13 protein-coding genes are annotated in these 15,812 nt (G+C 71.8%); 5 read left to right on the top strand and 8 right to left on the bottom strand.

Features of this window, described 5'->3' with window-relative positions:
- Window positions 1-108: 108 nt before the first annotated feature.
- The gene (locus BKI49_RS26800; RefSeq protein WP_095936843.1) at window positions 109-1,197 is read right to left on the bottom strand and encodes a branched-chain amino acid aminotransferase; all 1,089 of its coding nucleotides are present in this window, start codon (window positions 1,195-1,197) and stop codon (window positions 109-111) included.
- 263 nt (window positions 1,198-1,460) lie between these two features.
- Entirely contained in the window at window positions 1,461-2,504 is a 1,044-nt protein-coding gene (locus BKI49_RS26795) for a 3-isopropylmalate dehydrogenase (protein ID WP_095936885.1), read from the bottom strand.
- 154 nt (window positions 2,505-2,658) lie between these two features.
- On the opposite strand from BKI49_RS26795, the gene BKI49_RS26790 reads away from it, so the two are divergent.
- Window positions 2,659-4,224: a purple acid phosphatase family protein gene (locus tag BKI49_RS26790; RefSeq protein ID WP_095936842.1), complete on the top strand. Its 1,566-nt coding sequence runs from the start codon at window positions 2,659-2,661 to the stop codon at window positions 4,222-4,224.
- Window positions 4,225-4,297: 73 nt separating this feature from the next.
- Here the strand turns inward: BKI49_RS26790 and BKI49_RS36015 are convergent, their stop codons facing one another.
- Together BKI49_RS36015 and BKI49_RS26780 are read right to left on the bottom strand one after the other, a co-directional pair.
- Window positions 4,298-4,426 (bottom strand): hypothetical protein, encoded by a 129-nt coding sequence (locus BKI49_RS36015; protein WP_095936841.1) that lies wholly within the window; start codon window positions 4,424-4,426, stop codon window positions 4,298-4,300.
- A gap of 326 nt (window positions 4,427-4,752) precedes the next feature.
- On the bottom strand, window positions 4,753-5,292 hold the full coding sequence (locus BKI49_RS26780) for a GNAT family N-acetyltransferase (RefSeq protein ID WP_095936840.1): 540 nt from the start codon (window positions 5,290-5,292) through the stop codon (window positions 4,753-4,755).
- 128 nt (window positions 5,293-5,420) lie between these two features.
- Between BKI49_RS26780 and BKI49_RS26775 the strand changes: the two genes are divergently transcribed.
- Window positions 5,421-6,293: an alpha/beta fold hydrolase gene (locus tag BKI49_RS26775; RefSeq protein ID WP_095936839.1), complete on the top strand. Its 873-nt coding sequence runs from the start codon at window positions 5,421-5,423 to the stop codon at window positions 6,291-6,293.
- A gap of 3 nt (window positions 6,294-6,296) precedes the next feature.
- Here BKI49_RS26775 and pruA read toward each other — a convergent pair whose 3' ends face one another.
- Together pruA and BKI49_RS26765 are read right to left on the bottom strand one after the other, a co-directional pair.
- A complete protein-coding gene (pruA, locus tag BKI49_RS26770; RefSeq protein ID WP_095936838.1) occupies window positions 6,297-7,928 on the bottom strand; it encodes an L-glutamate gamma-semialdehyde dehydrogenase in 1,632 nt (543 codons plus the stop codon).
- A 36-nt stretch (window positions 7,929-7,964) separates the two neighbouring features.
- On the bottom strand, window positions 7,965-8,891 hold the full coding sequence (locus BKI49_RS26765) for a proline dehydrogenase family protein (protein WP_095936837.1): 927 nt from the start codon (window positions 8,889-8,891) through the stop codon (window positions 7,965-7,967).
- Between the two features lie 164 nt (window positions 8,892-9,055).
- Between BKI49_RS26765 and BKI49_RS26760 the strand changes: the two genes are divergently transcribed.
- On the top strand, window positions 9,056-10,393 hold the full coding sequence (locus BKI49_RS26760) for a PucR family transcriptional regulator (RefSeq protein ID WP_179332589.1): 1,338 nt from the start codon (window positions 9,056-9,058) through the stop codon (window positions 10,391-10,393).
- A gap of 22 nt (window positions 10,394-10,415) precedes the next feature.
- Here BKI49_RS26760 and pdxR read toward each other — a convergent pair whose 3' ends face one another.
- Window positions 10,416-11,822: a MocR-like pyridoxine biosynthesis transcription factor PdxR gene (pdxR, locus tag BKI49_RS26755; RefSeq protein ID WP_095936835.1), complete on the bottom strand. Its 1,407-nt coding sequence runs from the start codon at window positions 11,820-11,822 to the stop codon at window positions 10,416-10,418.
- A 47-nt stretch (window positions 11,823-11,869) separates the two neighbouring features.
- Between pdxR and BKI49_RS26750 the strand changes: the two genes are divergently transcribed.
- Window positions 11,870-13,048 (top strand): MFS transporter, encoded by a 1,179-nt coding sequence (locus BKI49_RS26750; protein WP_095936834.1) that lies wholly within the window; start codon window positions 11,870-11,872, stop codon window positions 13,046-13,048.
- A gap of 64 nt (window positions 13,049-13,112) precedes the next feature.
- On the opposite strand, the gene BKI49_RS26745 is transcribed toward BKI49_RS26750, so the two are convergent.
- Window positions 13,113-13,721, bottom strand: coding sequence for a TetR/AcrR family transcriptional regulator (locus BKI49_RS26745; protein ID WP_095936833.1), 609 nt, complete (start codon window positions 13,719-13,721; stop codon window positions 13,113-13,115).
- 109 nt (window positions 13,722-13,830) lie between these two features.
- Between BKI49_RS26745 and BKI49_RS26740 the strand changes: the two genes are divergently transcribed.
- The gene (locus tag BKI49_RS26740) at window positions 13,831-15,396 is read left to right on the top strand and encodes an MFS transporter (RefSeq protein ID WP_095936832.1); all 1,566 of its coding nucleotides are present in this window, start codon (window positions 13,831-13,833) and stop codon (window positions 15,394-15,396) included.
- The last annotated feature ends 416 nt before the right edge of the window (window positions 15,397-15,812 follow it).

Here is a 15,812-nt window from a genome sequence, read left to right as displayed (position 1 = left end):
GGCCTAGTGCCGTCCGGTGCCCCGCGGGCACGGCGACCCGGCGCGTTCCGAGAACGCCCGTGCCCGCCCCGGTTCGCGATCCGGGGCGGGCACGGGCGTCGGGTCGCATCAGCCCAGCGGGTGCATCCAGCCGTGCTTGTCCTCGGTCACGCCCCGCTGGATGTCCAGCAGCGCGTTGCGCAGCTTCAGGGTGACCTCGCCGGGCTCACCGTCCGAGTGCTGCCATTCGGTGCCGGACCGCTTGACGGTGCCGACGGGGGTGATGACCGCGGCGGTGCCGCACGCGAAGACCTCGGTCAGGGTGCCGTTCGCGGCGTCGTTCTGCCACTGCTCAATGGAGACGCGGCCCTCCTCGGAGCCGTAGCCGAGGTCACGGGCGACGGTGAGGAGGGAGTCACGGGTGACGCCCTCCAGGATGGAGCCGGTCAGCGACGGGGTGACGATCTTGTCGCCGTACACGAAGTACAGGTTCATGCCGCCGAGTTCCTCGACCCACTTGTGCTCCACGGCGTCGAGGTAGCAGACCTGGTCGCAGCCCTTGGCGGCGGCCTCGGCCTGGGCGAGGAGGGAGGCCGCGTAGTTGCCGCCCGTCTTGGCGTCGCCCATGCCGCCGGGGACGGCGCGGACACGGTCCTCCGAGAGCCAGATCGAGACCGGCTTCACGCCACCGGCGAAGTAGGCGCCGGCGGGCGAGGCGATCACCAGGAACAGGTACTCGTTGGCGGGCTTCACACCCAGCCCGACCTCGGTCGCGATCATGAACGGACGGAGGTAGAGGGACTCCTCGCCGCCGTGCGCGGGCACCCAGGCGCTGTCCTGCTGGACGAGCACGTCACAGGCCTCGATGAACGTCTCGACGGGCAGTTCCGGCATGCCGAGGCGGCGGGCCGAGGCCTGGAAGCGCCGGGCGTTCTTGTCGGGGCGGAAGGTCGCCACGGAGCCGTCGGGCTGACGGTACGCCTTGAGGCCCTCGAAGATCTCCTGCGCGTAGTGCAGGGTCATGTTCGCGGGGTCCAGGGAGAGCGGGCCGTACGGAACGAGCTGTCCGTCGTGCCAGCCGCGGCCCTCGGTCCACTTGATCGTCACCATGTGGTCGGTGAAGTGGCGGCCGAAGCCGGGGTTGGCCAGGATCGCCTCGCGCTCCGTGGCGGAGAGCGGACTGGCGGACGGCTTGAGCTCGATCGTGGGCTGCGTCATGAGTGGTTGTCCTTCACCGGTTGTGTGTGACGGGCCGCGCTCACGCCCGAACTGCCAGTGGCCAGTGTTAGGACGTCCGAGCATTCCCTCATTCCGCGGCTCCGCGTTCGATTATCGCGCGCGGGGCACCGGGGACGAAAACTGCGTGAATGCGGCCCTTGGGGTTGCCCAGGGGTTGATGGTGGCACCCGGCGAGGGCATAGCAAAAGCCGCCGGGTGCGGATGCGACCCGGCGGCTCCTGTGTGAAGCGAGTGGCGGCGGGTCAGCCGGCTACTCGTACGGCGAGCGCGTCGCCGATTTCGTCGGTGCTCCTGGCGGGCTTGCCGACGCGCTCCGCGAGGTCGGCCGAGACGGCTTCCTCGATGCGGACGGCCTGCGTCTCGTAGCCGAGGTGGCGCAGCAGCAGGGCGACGGACAGGACCGTGGCGCTGGGGTCGGCCTTGCCCTGGCCCGCGATGTCGGGCGCCGAGCCGTGCACAGGCTCGAACATCGAGGGGAACTCGCCGCTCGGGTTGATGTTGCCGGAGGCGGCGACACCGATGCCGCCGGAGACGGCCGCGGCGAGGTCGGTGATGATGTCGCCGAAGAGGTTGTCGGTGACGATGACGTCGAAGCGGGCCGGGTCGGTGACGAGGTAGATCGTCGCGGCGTCGACGTGGATGTAGTCCGTGGTGACCTCGGGGAACTCCGCGGCCACCCGGTTGAAGATGTTGGTCCACAGGTGCCCCGCGAAGGTCAGCACGTTGTTCTTGTGGACCAGCGTGAGCTTCTTGCGCGGGCGGGCCTGGGCGCGGGCGAAGGCGTCGCGGACGACGCGCTCGACGCCGAAGGCCGTGTTCACGGAGACCTCGGTGGCGACCTCGTGCTCGGTGCCCTTGCGGATGGTGCCGCCGTTGCCGGTGTACGGGCCCTCGGTGCCCTCGCGGACCACGACGAAGTCGATCTCGGGCTGGCCGGCGAGCGGGGTCTCGACACCCGGGAGGAGCTTCGAGGGACGCAGGTTGACGTGGTGGTCGAAGGCGAAGCGGAGCTTCAGCAGGAAGCCGCGCTCCAGGACGCCGGACGGGACCGACGGGTCGCCGATCGCGCCGAGCAGGATCGCGTCGTGCTGCTTGAGGGCGTCGAGGTCCGCGTCGGTGAGGGTCTCACCGGTGGCGTGGTACCGCTTGGCACCGAAGTCGAACTCCTTGGTCTCCAGCTTCACATCCTGCGGGAGGACGGCGGAGAGGACCTTCAGACCCTGGGCCACGACTTCCTGGCCGATGCCGTCACCGGGGATCACTGCGAGATTGATGCTGCGAGACATGACGGCACCGTACTCCTTGTCCCATGGGATGACACGCCATGTCCGCCATCCGGACATCGCGTTCGCCGCCACGGCCCCGCGGAACGCCGACCCGACGCCCACCGTTCACCCTTACGTCCCGCGGCCGTTGGGGCGTCCTGGGAAGTTTCCCGACATGGACACCCCTGACGTCGGCATCCCGGAACAACTCGCGCGCCGTATGAGCATGGCCGAGCAGCACGAGTACCTGCGGACGAAGCTGACCCGCAGGCGCGCCCTGGTCACCGCGGGCGCGTTCGCGGGCGGCGGTCTGCTGGCCGGCTGCTCGCAGGGGGCGGGGGCGGCGACGCGCACGTCCGGCCCGTCCGTGCGTACGGCGACCGGGCAGGTGCACGGCTCCGTCGTCACGCCCTTCGGCCGCCACCTGGCCTTCGGCGCGGACCCGCGGACCCAGATGCGCGTCTCCTGGCAGGTGCCGCTCGCGGTCAGGAAGCCGTACGTGCGGGTGGGGCTGACGCCCTGGGAGCTGAGCCGGAAGATCGAGGCCGAGGTCAGGCCCCTGCACACGCCCGGCCTGCCGGGCCAGCGGTTCGCGCTGGACCAGTACTACCTGCACGCGGCGCTCGACGGGCTGCGCCCCGGCACGACGTACTACTACGGCGTCGGCCACGAGGGGTTCGACCCGGCGGCGCGCGACCGGCACGCGACGGTCGGCCGTTTCCGCACGGCGCCCGCCGCTGCCGAGAAGTTCGTGTTCACCGCCTTCGGCGACCAGGGCGTCACTCCCGAGGCGCTCGCCAACGACAAGCTGATCCTCGGCCGCCACCCGGCCTTCCACCTGCACGCGGGCGACATCTGCTACGCGGACTCGGTCGGGCTCGGCAAGGATTCCGACATCTACGACCCCAGCGCCTGGGACCTGTTCCTCAAGCAGACCGAGTCCGTGGCGAAGTCGGTGCCGTGGATGGTGACGACCGGCAACCACGACATGGAGGCGTGGTACTCGCCGAACGGCTACGGGGGCCAGTCGGCCCGCTGGTCGCTCCCGGACAACGGCTTCGACGCGCGCAAGGCGCCGGGCGTCTACTCCTTCACGTACGGCAATGTCGGGATCGTGGCGCTGGACGCGAACGACGTGTCGTACGAGATCCCCGCCAACAAGGGCTACTCGGGCGGGCGGCAGACGGCCTGGCTCGACAGGCGGCTCGGCGAGCTGCGGCGGACGGCCGACTTCGTGGTGGTCTTCTTCCACCACTGCGCGTACTCCACGGCGACGCACGCCTCCGACGGCGGGGTGCGGGACACCTGGGGGCCGCTGTTCGCCAAGCACCAGGTGGACCTGGTGATCAACGGCCACAACCACGTGTACGAGCGGACCGACGCCATCAAGGGCGGAAAGGTCGGCAGGCGCGTCCCGGTCGGCGCGTCGACGGATCCGACACGGGACGGGATCGTCCACGTCACGGCGGGCGGCGCGGGCAAGAGCCTGTACCGGTTCCCCACCGGGGTGAAGGACAGCTACGAGGGGAAGGTCGACAACCGCGAGTCCGTCGAGACCTTCCACTGGACCGGCTCCCGGCAGCAGAGGGCCGAGACCGTGGAGTGGTCACGGGTGCGGTACACCGGCTTCTCCTTCCTCTCCGTGGAGGCGGAGGCGGGCACCACTCCCCGGCTCAAGGTGTCGGCGCTCGCGCAGAGCGGCGAGCGCATCGACCACTTCGAGGTGCGGCGCGGCGCGTGAGCCCCGCGCCGCACCCCGTGCGGGTGCGGCTCCCGGTACGTGGCCCGGCCGTCGGCCGGGGCGTGCGGTCGGCTCAGTGGCCCGTCTCGCCGCCGTTGTCCCGGCGGTCGAGGGCGCGCTGGAGGGCCGCTGCCGCGTTCTTGCGGTCGGAATCGCTCGTACGGGAGATGTGGCGGACTCGGCGGACGGTCGTCTCGGCCATGATGAATCGACTCCTTTGCCTCCGGACGCGGTGGTCCGGAAGTGCGGTGAGGGATTTACGAGACGCCGGATGGGGCGGGGAGCGGTGCCGCAGGGGTTACCTGCCAGGGGCTCCGGCTCACGACCGCCATTCGCTGGGTCGAGCGAGACGTTCGGCTCCTACAAAACTAGGCGAGGAGCGGGCATCTGTCTCCACAGTTAGTCGGACTTCCTACTATCTGAGACGGCGATTCGGGTCACACCGCTCTGACCTGCACTGATCCCACTGGTCACATCGCTCACGGATGGATGCGGCCGCAGGGTGGCCGCCGCCCGTCCGGTCCGGCGTCAGAGCACGTCGCCGTCGCGCCAGTCGAGGACCAGCTCGTGCGCGGGATCGAGTGGGCCGGCCGACGAGGGGCGGACGAAGGTGGTCCCTTCCTCCTCCGGCAGCCGCACCACGCCGTCCGGGCCGAGCACGCAGATCCGGCCCGGCCAGACCCGCCAGCCGCGGGCCGCGTAGAGCGCGGCGCCCTCCTCGCTCGCGGAGAGCGCGCCCAGCGCGTACGCGCCGTCGACGATGCGCTCCAGCTCGGCCATCACCCGCCCGCCCAGGCCCGTGCGCCGCACGTCGGCGCGCACACCGACCGCCTCCACGTATCCGGTACGCAGCGAACGGCCGCGATGCAGGACGCGGCGCTGGACCACCGAACCGTGGGCGGCCAGGCCCCGCGCGTCGTGCACGAGGACGTGGAGGCCGCCGAGTCCATGGTCCCAGTCGTGGTCGTCGAAGCCCCCGTCGAAGGCGGCGTCCAGGAGCTCGCGGACGGCACGGAGGTCGCCCGGGGCGAGGTCCGCGGTGTGGGCCGTGCGCAGTCGGAGGGTCATCCGGCCAGTATCGCCGGGGAGTTGACCCTCCGTCGGCCTAACCTCCAAAAACATCTTGACCGGTTAGTCATGGATATGGTGAGGTGATCTCACCACCAAGGAGAACTTCAGGGGTTAGGGGAACCGTCATGACCGCGCACCGGATCCACCACCGCACCACCACCGTCCGAGGCCTGGAGATCGCCTACCGGGAGGCGGGCCCCGCCGACGCCCCCGTCCTGCTCCTCCTGCACGGCTTCCCGACCAGCTCGCACATGTTCCGGGACCTGATGCCGCTGCTCGCCGACCGCTACCACCTCGTGGCCCCCGACCACATCGGCTTCGGCCGCTCGGCGACGCCCGCCGCCGACGAGTTCCGCTACACCTTCGACCGACTGGCCGAGATCACCGGCGAGTTCACCGAGCAGCTCGGACTGAAGGAGTACGCGCTCTACATCCAGGACTACGGCGCCCCGATCGGCCTGCGCCTGGCCCTCGCGCACCCCGAGCGGGTGACCGCGATCATCACGCAGAACGGCAACGCGTACGAGGAGGGCCTGGGCGCCGACGCGTGGGCACCGGTGCTCGCGCTGATCGCGCAGCGCACGCCCGAGACCGAGGCGCCGGTCAGGGAGATCAGCAGCCCGGACGGCATCAAGTGGCAGTACCTGCACGGCGTCCCGGACCCGACGCTCGTCAGCCCCGACGCCTACGAGCACGACGCGGCCCGCATGGCCCGCCCGGGCCAGAGCGAGATCCAGCTCGACCTGATCTCCGACTACGGCTCCAACTTCGCCCTCTACCCGGCGTTCCACGAGTACTTCCGCGACAGCCAGGTCCCACTGCTCGCCGTCTGGGGCGCGCACGACGAGATCTTCGTCCCGGCGGGCGCCCTCGCCTTCCGGCGCGACCTCCCGCAGGCCGAGATCCACCTGCTCCCCGCCGGCCACTTCGCCCTGGAAACGCACGCGGGCCAGGCAGCCGCCCTGATCGGCGACTTCCTGGCCCGGCATGTCCGCTAGCGGTCAGCCCATGTGCGGGTAGCCGTAGTCGGTCGGCGGCACCAGCGTCTCCTTGATGGCGCGGGTCAGCGTCCAGCGCATCAGGTTCTGCGGGGCGCCGGCCTTGTCGTTGGTGCCGGAGGCACGGCCGCCGCCGAAGGGCTGCTGGCCGACGACGGCACCGGTCGACTTGTCGTTGATGTAGAAGTTGCCCGCCGCGTAGCGGAGCTTCTCCATCGTGTACGCGGCCGCCGCGCGGTCGCCGGAGATGACCGCGCCGGTGAGCGCGTAGTCGGACGCCGACTCCATCTGGGTCAGCATCTCGTCGTACTTGTCGTCCTCGTAGACGTACACGGCGAGGAAGGGGCCGAAGTACTCGGTCGTGAAGACCTCGTTCTCCGGGTCCGAGCACTCGACGACGGTCGGGCGCACGAAGTAGCCGACGGAGTCGTCGTACGAGCCGCCCGCGATGATCGTGCAGGTCTCGTCGTCCTTCGCGCGGTCGATGGCCGCCTTGTTCTTGGCGAACGCACGCTCGTCGATGACCGCGCCGATGAAGTTCGACAGGTCGGTGACGTCACCCATGGTCAGGTAGTCGACCTCGGCCGCGAACTCCTCCTTGAAACCGGAGTTCCAGATGGAGGCCGGGATGTAGGCGCGGGAGCTCGCCGAGCACTTCTGGCCCTGGTACTCGAAGGAACCGCGGGTCAGTGCGGTCTTGAGAACCGCGCGGTCCGCCGACGGGTGGGCGACGACGAAGTCCTTGCCGCCGGTCTCGCCGACCAGACGCGGGTAGGAGCGGTACTTCTCGATGTTGTTGCCGACCGTCTTCCACAGGTACTGGAAGGTCTTCGTCGAGCCGGTGAAGTGGATGCCGGCGAGGTCGCGGTGCTCCAGGGCGACCTTGGACACCTCGATGCCGTCACCGGTGACGAGGTTGATGACGCCCTTGGGCAGGCCCGCCTCCTCCAGGAGCTGCATCAGCAGCACGGCGGCGTGGGTCTGCGTCGGGGACGGCTTCCACACGACGACGTTGCCCATGAGCGCCGGAGCGGTGGGCAGGTTGCCCGCGATCGCGGTGAAGTTGAAGGGCGTGATCGCGTAGACGAAGCCCTCCAGCGGACGGTGGTCCATGCGGTTCCACACGCCCGGGGAGTTCGCCGGCGGCTGCTCGGCGAGGATCTGACGGGCGTAGTGGACGTTGAAGCGCCAGAAGTCGACGAGCTCGCACGGGGTGTCGATCTCGGCCTGCTGGGCGGTCTTCGACTGGCCGAGCATCGTGGAGGCGGCCAGCGTCTCGCGCCACGGGCCGGCGAGCAGCTCGGCGGCGCGCAGGATGATCGCGGCGCGGTCGTCGAAGGACATCGCGCGCCAGGCCGGCGCGGCCGCGAGGGCGGCGTCGATGGCGTCCTGCGCGTCCTGCTGGGTGGCGTGCGCGCCGGTGCCGATGACCGCCTTGTGGTTGTGCGGCTGCACGACCTCGAAGCGCTCACCGCCGCCGAGCCGCTTCTCGCCGCCGATGGTCATCGACAGCTCGATCGGGTTCTCGGCCAGCTCCTTGAGCTTGGCCTCCAGGCGGGCACGCTCGGGCGAGCCGGGGGCGTAGCCGTGCACCGGCTCGTTGACGGGGGTGGGGACCTGGGTCACAGCGTCCATGTGTTCCGTACTCCTTAGTGAGCGGGTGGTTCGGGCTCAGCCCTTGGTGAGGATCGAGCGGGCGAAGAAGAGCAGGTTGGCGGGCTTCTCCGCGAGGCGGCGCATGAAGTAGCCGTACCAGTCGGTGCCGTACGCGGTGTACACACGCATGCGGTGCCCCTCGGCGGCGAGCCGCAGGTGCTCGTCGCTGCGGATGCCGTACAGCATCTGGAACTCGTACTCGTCCAGTTTGCGCCCGGCCTTGCGCGCGAGCTCCTGCGCGATGGAGATGAGCCGCGGGTCGTGCGACCCGATCATCGGGTACCCCTCGCCCTCCATCAGGATCTTCAGGATGCGCACGTACGCCTTGTCGGTCTCCGCCTTCTGCTGGTAGGCGACCTCGGCGGGCTCCTTGTAGGCGCCCTTCACCAGGCGGACACGGCTGCCGCTCTCGGCGAGGCGGCGGGCGTCGGCCTCGGTGCGGAAGAGGTAGGCCTGGATGACGCAGCCGGTCTGCGGGAAGTCCTTCCGCAGCTCCTCGTGGATGGCGAACATCGAGTCGAGGGTGGTGTGGTCCTCGGCGTCCAGCGTCACGGTGGTGCCGATGGCGGCGGCGGCCTCGACAACCGGGCGGACGTTGGCGAGGGCGAGCTCGTGGCCGCCCTCCAGCGCCTGGCCGAACATCGACAGCTTGATGGACATCTCGGCCTTGGTGCCGAGGTCGAGCTGCTTGAGGCGCTCGATCAGGTCCAGGTAGGCGTCACGGGCCGCGGTGGCCTGCTCGGGGGTCGTGATGTCCTCGCCGACGACGTCCATCGTGACCTCGAGGCCCTTGCCCGTGAGCTCCCGGATGATGGGGACGACCTGGTCGACGGTCTCGCCGGGTATGAAGCGGTCGACGACCGGCTTGGTCACCGGGGCCGCCGAGATCAGACGGCGCATCTTGTCGCTGCGCGAGGCGGCGAGAATCACGGGACCCAGCACGGGGCACCTCCACAACAAAGCCAGCAGGAGGCCGAATCCCGACCATTCGGGTACGGCACGGAGAACCACCGTGAAACCTATGGATCGCTCCGATCCTCTGCCATCGACAGCTGTCACGCATCCGTGCCCTGGATCTCAGACAGATGTATGAAGGCCGCGCGAAAATGCGGGAGAATGCCCGGGTGACGGGTGAATACAGAGGGGACTACCAGGAGCTGGTCGACGAGATCTCGGCACTGCTCGGCGTCCCGGCGACGCTGGAGAACCGGGACTTCGAGCTCATCGCCTTCGGCGCCTACGACTCCGAGGGCGAGCTCGATCCATCGGCCCTGGACCCCGTGCGCGCCCGCTCGATCCTCACGCGCCGCTCCACCGCGGCGGTCCGCACCTGGTTCGAGGGCTTCGGCATCACCCGCGCCACCGGTCCGGTGCGTATCCCGCCCACCCCGGAGGCGGGCGTGTACCGCGGGAGGATCTGTCTGCCCGTACGCCATCGGGGTGTCGTCCTCGGCTACGTCTGGCTCCTCGACGACGACCCCGGTCCCACCGCCGCCCAGCTCGCCGCCGCCATGGAGGTCGCCTCCCGTATCGGCGCCCTGCTCGCGGACGAGGCGCAGGCGGGCGCGGACCTCACCCGCGAGCTGCGCGCGGTGCTCACCGCGGAGCGCGGCTGGCAGCGCGACATGGCCGTCGCCGAGCTGCGGTCGGCGCTCGGTCCGCGCGCCGACGTCCTGCACACCGTCGTCTGCGTGGCGCCGTGGCCGTCGGCCGACCCGGACGACGCCCCCTCCGCCCGTACGGTGCCGGGCGCGACCGCGCTGTGCACGGTGCCGTGGGGTGAGGGCACCTCTCACGCCCCCGAGGCAGGGGACCCCGGGCAGAGTCTGGCGCTGCTCGTGCGGCTGAGGTCGGCGGACGTGCTCTCCCCGGCGCTGACGGCGGCCTCCCGGTTCGTGCGGGAAGCGGAGGGCGGGCGCCGGGAGAGCGGGCCGTCGGCGGGCGGCCCGGACGCGACACGCGGGGAGGACGGACGGCTCCCGGGCACCAGGGAGGGCGCACGGACCAGGGCCGGCGCACGCGGCGGGCGGGGCCGGGCCGCGGCCGGGGTCGCCGTGGCCCGCGTGGGTCTCGCGGAGCTCGGGGCCGCCTGGCAGGAGGCCTCCGCCGCCGCCCGCGCCGTCCTCGCCGAGCCGCGGCTCGGCCCGGTCGCCGAGTGGGCGTCCATCGGCCCCTTCAGACTGCTCACCTCCCTTCCCCCGGAGGTGGCCCACGACCCCGTGGTGAAGGCGCTGCTGGCGCCCGCCCACCGCGAACTGGCGCGCACGGCCGAGGTGTTCCTCGACTGCGCGGGCCAGGCCGGCCGTACCGCCGCCGAGCTGGGCGTCCACCGCCAGACGCTCTACTACCGCCTGTCCCGGGTCGAACAGCTCACCGGCCTGGACCTGGACGACGGCGAGGACCGGCTGCTGCTGCACATGGCCCTGAAGGGGGCCCGGCTGTAGGGCCGTGCGGGCCGGCGCGCCGTCAGGGGCCCGCCAGCAGGTCGCCGACGGCCGCGATGCCCTCGGTGATCGCCCGTTCGCCCACGTCCCCGAAGCCCAGGACCAGCCGGGGCGGCTCGCTCGCGCCGGTCGAGCGGCACGGGCTCATGCCGTAGAGGCCGACGCCGCGTTCCCGCGCCGCGGCCACGACGGCCTGCTCGTCGGCATCCGGGGTGAGGTGGGCGACCGCGTGGAAGCCGGCGGCGAGGCCCGTGAGACGCACCGCGGGGGCGTGCTCGGCGAGCGCCGAGACGAGGGCCGCGCGCCGGGCCGCGTAGACCGTCCGCATGCGGCGCAGATGACGGTCGTGGCGGCCGGACTCGATCAGCCGGGCGAGGGCCAGTTGGTCGAGGGTCGGGGAGCCGCGGTCGGTGAGGTGCTTGGCCCGGGTGAGCGGGTCGGTGAGCGCGGGCGGACAGAGCAGCCAACCGATGCGCAGCGCCGGCGCGAGGGACTTGCTGACGGTGCCGACGGAGATCACCCGGTCCGCCGCGAGCCCCTGAAGTGCGCCCACGGGCTCGCGGTCGTAGCGGAACTCCGCGTCGTAGTCGTCCTCGACGACGTACGCGTCCCGTCGTGCCGCCCAGTCGACGAGGGCGAGTCGGCGCCCGGGGGCGAGGACCACTCCGGTCGGCCATTGGTGGGCCGGGGTGACGATGACGGCCCGCGCTCCGGTGGCGTCGAGCGCGGCGACGTCGACGCCGTCCTCGTCGACCGGGACGGGCACCGCCGTCAGGCCCGCGGCCTCGGCCGCGGCCGTCGCCGTGGCGGGCGCACCCGGGTCCTCGTACGCCACGACGCGCACGCCGGTCCGGGCCAGTGCGTGCAGGGTGAGGCCCAGGCCCTGCGCGTATCCGGAGCAGACCACGATCCGTTCGGGGTCGGCCGCCGCGGACCGCACCCGGCGCAGATAGCCGGCCAGCACCTCGCGCAGGACGGAACTCCCGCGCGGGTCGCCGTAGTCGAGGCCGGAGGTCGGCATGGCCCGGCCCGCCTCGCGTATCGCCCAGAGCCAGTCGGTGAGGGGGAAGCCGCCCAGGTCCGGTACGCCGTGGCGGAAGTCGGCGATGAGCCGTGGGGCCGCCGGGGTCGCGGGGACCGGCGCGGCGGGCACGTGGGCGACCGTCGCGACCCGGGTGGCGGAGCCGACCCGGGTCACCAGGTAGCCCTCCGCCTGGAGTTGGGCGTAGCAGTCCTGGACCAGACCTCTGGACAGGCCGAGCGTACGGGCCAGTTCGCGGGAGGACGGCAGGCGCTCGCCGGGGCCGAGGCGGCCGGTGCGGATCGCGTCGCGGACCTGGCGCTCCAGCTGGGCACGCAGCTGCTCGCCGCTGTCCCGGTCGACGGACAGGAGCAGTTCGGGTGACAGACCGGCCCACTGCAACGGCATGGAATTGGAGCTTACCGGCGGTCCGGCGCGCACCTAGCGTCGTTCCCATGACGACTACCGCGACGACTTCCCCGGCCCGCCCGCGTCTGGTCACCCGTCCGCTGCTGCTCCGCTTCGTGAGCATGGTCGGCGCCTCGACCGGCTTCTTCCTGCTCCTGTCGGTCGTCCCCCGCTACGCGACGGCGTCGGGCGCGGGCCCGGCCACCGGCGCGCTGATGCTGTCCACCGTCCTCGGCGAGCTGGCCGCCCCCCGTTTCGTGGCTCGTTACGGCCACCGGTTCGCGCTGGTCGTCGGGCTGGTCCTGCTCGGCGCGCCCGCCCTGGTCCTGACCCTCTCGCACGACCTTGCGTGGATCGTGGCGGTGTGCCTGGTGCGGGGCCTCGGCTTCGCGCTCACCCTGGTCGCGGGCGGGGCGCTGACCGCGTCGCTCATCCCGGCCGAGCGGCGCGGTGAGGGGCTGGCCCTGGTCGGAGTGGTCTCCGGCGTCCCCTCGCTGATCGCCCTGCCGCTGGGCGTGTGGCTCGCCACGCACGTCGGCTACACGCCCGTCGCGGTCGCCGCGGGTGTGGCGGCCCTGGCCTCGGTCGCCTCCGTGCCGGGTCTGCCGGGCCGTCAGGAGCCCGCGCCCGGTGGGGAGAAGCCGGTGGGTGTGGTGGCCGGCCTGCGCACCGGAGGCCTGGTGCGGCCCGCCGCGGTCTTCGCGGCCACGGCCGTCGCGACCGGCATCGTCGTCACGTTCCTGCCGCTCGCGGTGCCCGCCGCGCTGGACGGCGTGGTCGCGGTCGCCCTCTTCGTCCAGCCCGCCGCGTCGACGGCGGCACGCTGGGTGGCGGGCCGCCACGCCGACCGGCACGGGCCCGCGCGGCTGGTGCTGCCCGCTCTGGTCCTGTCCGCCGTGGGGATGCTGGTCACCGCCGCGACCGGCAGTGCGGTCGCCGTGCTCGCCGGGGTCGCCCTGTTCGGCATCGGCTTCGGCATCGCCCAGAACGCGACGCTGACGCTCATGTACACACGGGTCTCCGCCTCCGGGTACGGCACCGTCACCGCGCTCTGGAACCTCGCGTACGACGGCGGCATGGGCGTCGGCGCGGTCGGCTTCGGCGCGCTCGCCGGGTGGACGGGCTACTCCTGGGCGTTCGTGCTCACCGCCGTCCTGATGCTGGTGGCACTGGTGCCCGCCGTGCGCGACCGGCACACGGAGGCACCCGCGCGGCCGTCGTGCTGAGCGCGCCGTGCCGAGGCCCCCGGGCGCCGGGGGCCTGCCCGTCCGACGTCAGCCCCGTACGACGTCAGCCGGCGGCCGTCTCCCCCTGGCTGCCCTTCGCCGCGCCGTCGAGCACCCGTCGCAGGCCCTCGGTCAGCTGCTCGGCGGTCGTCGCCGAGTCCGCGTCGAAGAGCCACTGCACGCTGAGTCCGTTGAGCAGGATCTGGTAGAAGCCGCCCACCGTGCGCAGCGTCTCCTCGTCCACGTCGTCCTCGGATCCGCCCATGAGCAGGGGGACGAGGCCACGGCGCCCCTCGTCCGAGGCCTTCACCAGGTGATCGCGGACCGTGGGCAGCCGGTCGGTGTTGGTGATGACCTCGAAGGTGAGCATCCAGATCGCGCGGTCCTCGACGAAGGACCGGGTGACGTTCGTCCAGACCTCCTGGAAGCGGGCGAGCGAGCCCGGCTCCCCGACGGCCCCGCCGGCGCCGATGGACTCGAACGTCCCGCCGACGTCCGAGATGAGTTCGACGTAGGCCTGGGCGAGGAGCGCGTCCTTGGAGCCGTAGTGGTAGCCGATGGACGCCAGGTTCGTCCCCGACTCCTTCACGATGTCGCGCGCCGTGGTGCGCACGAACCCCTTCGCCAGCAGGCAGCGCTTGGCGCCTTCGAGCAGATCCTCACGGTGTCCCATGCGGGTCAGCGTACCCCGATCCACACAAGCGTCCTATACGCACGTATCAAACCAACGTCTTATACGCTCGTACTAGACAAGCGTTTAAGACGTCCGTACAGTCACTGCCATGACGAACCCGAAGAGCACGACCGCCTTCGCGTCCGGCGCTCCCGCCGGCCGCCGCGAATGGACCGCCCTCGGCGTCCTGATGCTTCCGCTGCTCCTGGTCTCCATGGACGTCTCGGTCCTCTACTTCGCGATCCCCGCGATCAGCGCGGACCTGGAGCCCAGCGGCACCCAGCAGCTCTGGATCTTCGACATCTACGCGTTCGTGCTCGCGGGCCTGCTGATGACGATGGGCTCCCTCGGCGACCGCATCGGCCGCCGCAAGCTCCTGCTGATCGGTGCCGCCGCCTTCGGCACGGCCTCCGTGATCGCCGCCTACGCCGACAGCGCCGAGATGCTGATCGCCGCCCGCGCGGTCCTCGGCATCGGCGGAGCGACCCTGATGCCGTCGACGATGGCGATCATCCGCACGATGTTCACCGACCCCGGACAGCGCGCGAAGGCGATCGGACTGTGGTCCGGCGTCATGACCGGCGGCATCGCGCTCGGCTCGGTGATGAGCGGCGTCCTCGTCGAGTACTTCTGGTGGGGCTCGGTCTTCCTGGTCAACCTGCCCGCGATGGCGCTGCTGCTGATACTCGGCCCGATCCTGCTCCCCGAGTCCAAGGACCCGAACCCCGGCCGCTTCGACCTGCTCGGCGTGCCGCTGTCGATGGCCGCCGTCCTCCCCGTCATCTACGGCATCAAGGAGATCCCCTCCGAGGGCTGGAACGTCCGCTACGTCGTCTCCATCACCGTCGGCCTGCTCTTCACCGCCCTCTTCGTCCACCGCCAGCGCACCACGAAGTCCCCGCTCATCTCCCCCGCCCTGTTCCGCGGCCGGGGCTTCGCCCCCGCCGTCGTCCTCAACCTGGTCTCGTCCTTCGGGATGATGGGATCGGCGTTCTTCACCACGCAGTACCTCCAGTCCGTGCTCGGCAAGAGCTCCATGGAGGCCGCGCTGTGGGCGCTGCTCCCCACCGTCCTGGTCGGCGTCGCCGCGCCGGTCGCCGCGCAGCTCGTGCAGAAGGGCGTGCACCGCGCCCACGTCGTCTCCGGCGGCTTCGTCACCGCCGCCTGCGGCTACGCGCTGCTGGCCCTCGCCGGCACCGACTCGATGTGGCTCGTCCTCGCCGGCGCCGGTGTCCTCGCCTCCGGCATCGTCACCGTGATGTCGCAGATGATGGACCTCGCCCTCGGCACGGTGCCCATCGGCAACGCCGGTGCCGCGTCCTCCCTGCTGGAGACGGGCGCCGAGTTCGGCGGCGCGCTGGGCATGGCCGTCCTCGGCTCCATCGGCACCGCGGTCTACCGTCACGACATGCCCTCCGGGGTTCCGGCCCCCGCCCACGAAACCCTCGGCGGCGCGCTGGCCGTGGCCCGGCAGCTCCCCGGCGACACCGGCCAGGCCTTGGCGACGGCCGCCCGGGAGGCCTTCACCCACGGCATGCAGGCGGCGGCGATCGCGGGCACGGTCGTACTGCTGGGGGCGGCGGCCCTGGCCACCGCGACCCTGCGGAAGGTGCACGTCCGGGAGGCCGAAAGCCCGGACGCCACGCACCCGGAGGCGGAGGGCGCGACCGCCTGACACGGTCCACCGAGCACGTTCCGCGAGGGGCCCGGACCACCGCAGGGTGGATCCGGGCCCCTCGCGTGCGTGGGACCGGGTCCCTCGTCCCGGAGGCCCGCCGCTCGGAGGCTCGCGCACGGGGCACGCGAGGCCGGAACGGGTCTGAACCGCGTGCTCGGGTCGCCGTCTACCGAGGTCCACCGTTCAGGTCGCCACCTGCTGGAAGCCAGTCGCCGTGGTCGCCACCTGTCGCGGCCCGTCGCCGTGATCGCCAGCTGCCGGGGCCCGTCGGTCGGCCCGCGTCGGTCGGAGTACGCGGGCCGGAGCACGCAGGACGGAGCCGTCGCGCCGGTCGCCACCCGCCGAGCGCGCCATTGGTCGGAGTGCACAGGCCGGAGCCGCCGCTTCCGGTCGCCACGCCCAGGGTCCCCGCC

The sequence above is a fragment of the Streptomyces sp. Tue6028 genome (assembly GCF_002300165.1).
Classification (GTDB): Bacteria; Actinomycetota; Actinomycetes; order Streptomycetales; family Streptomycetaceae; genus Streptomyces; species Streptomyces siamensis.
This window is presented reverse-complemented; position numbering and strand designations above follow the sequence as displayed.

Bases quoted from the DNA above. Each gene is read 5' to 3' on its own strand.
- BKI49_RS26745 (WP_095936833.1), bottom strand. From the start codon at position 13,721: ATGGGACACCGTGAGGATCTGCTCGAAGGCGCCAAGCGCTGCCTGCTG.
- BKI49_RS26775 (WP_095936839.1), top strand. From the start codon at position 5,421: ATGACCGCGCACCGGATCCACCACCGCACCACCACCGTCCGAGGCCTG.
- BKI49_RS26750 (WP_095936834.1), top strand. From the start codon at position 11,870: ATGACGACTACCGCGACGACTTCCCCGGCCCGCCCGCGTCTGGTCACC.
- BKI49_RS36015 (WP_095936841.1), bottom strand. From the start codon at position 4,426: ATGGCCGAGACGACCGTCCGCCGAGTCCGCCACATCTCCCGTACGAGC.
- pruA (WP_095936838.1), bottom strand. From the start codon at position 7,928: ATGGACGCTGTGACCCAGGTCCCCACCCCCGTCAACGAGCCGGTGCAC.
- BKI49_RS26780 (WP_095936840.1), bottom strand. From the start codon at position 5,292: ATGACCCTCCGACTGCGCACGGCCCACACCGCGGACCTCGCCCCGGGC.
- BKI49_RS26740 (WP_095936832.1), top strand. From the start codon at position 13,831: ATGACGAACCCGAAGAGCACGACCGCCTTCGCGTCCGGCGCTCCCGCC.
- BKI49_RS26760 (WP_179332589.1), top strand. From the start codon at position 9,056: ATGCGGGAGAATGCCCGGGTGACGGGTGAATACAGAGGGGACTACCAG.
- BKI49_RS26800 (WP_095936843.1), bottom strand. From the start codon at position 1,197: ATGACGCAGCCCACGATCGAGCTCAAGCCGTCCGCCAGTCCGCTCTCC.
- pdxR (WP_095936835.1), bottom strand. From the start codon at position 11,822: ATGCCGTTGCAGTGGGCCGGTCTGTCACCCGAACTGCTCCTGTCCGTC.
- BKI49_RS26795 (WP_095936885.1), bottom strand. From the start codon at position 2,504: ATGTCTCGCAGCATCAATCTCGCAGTGATCCCCGGTGACGGCATCGGC.
- BKI49_RS26790 (WP_095936842.1), top strand. From the start codon at position 2,659: ATGGACACCCCTGACGTCGGCATCCCGGAACAACTCGCGCGCCGTATG.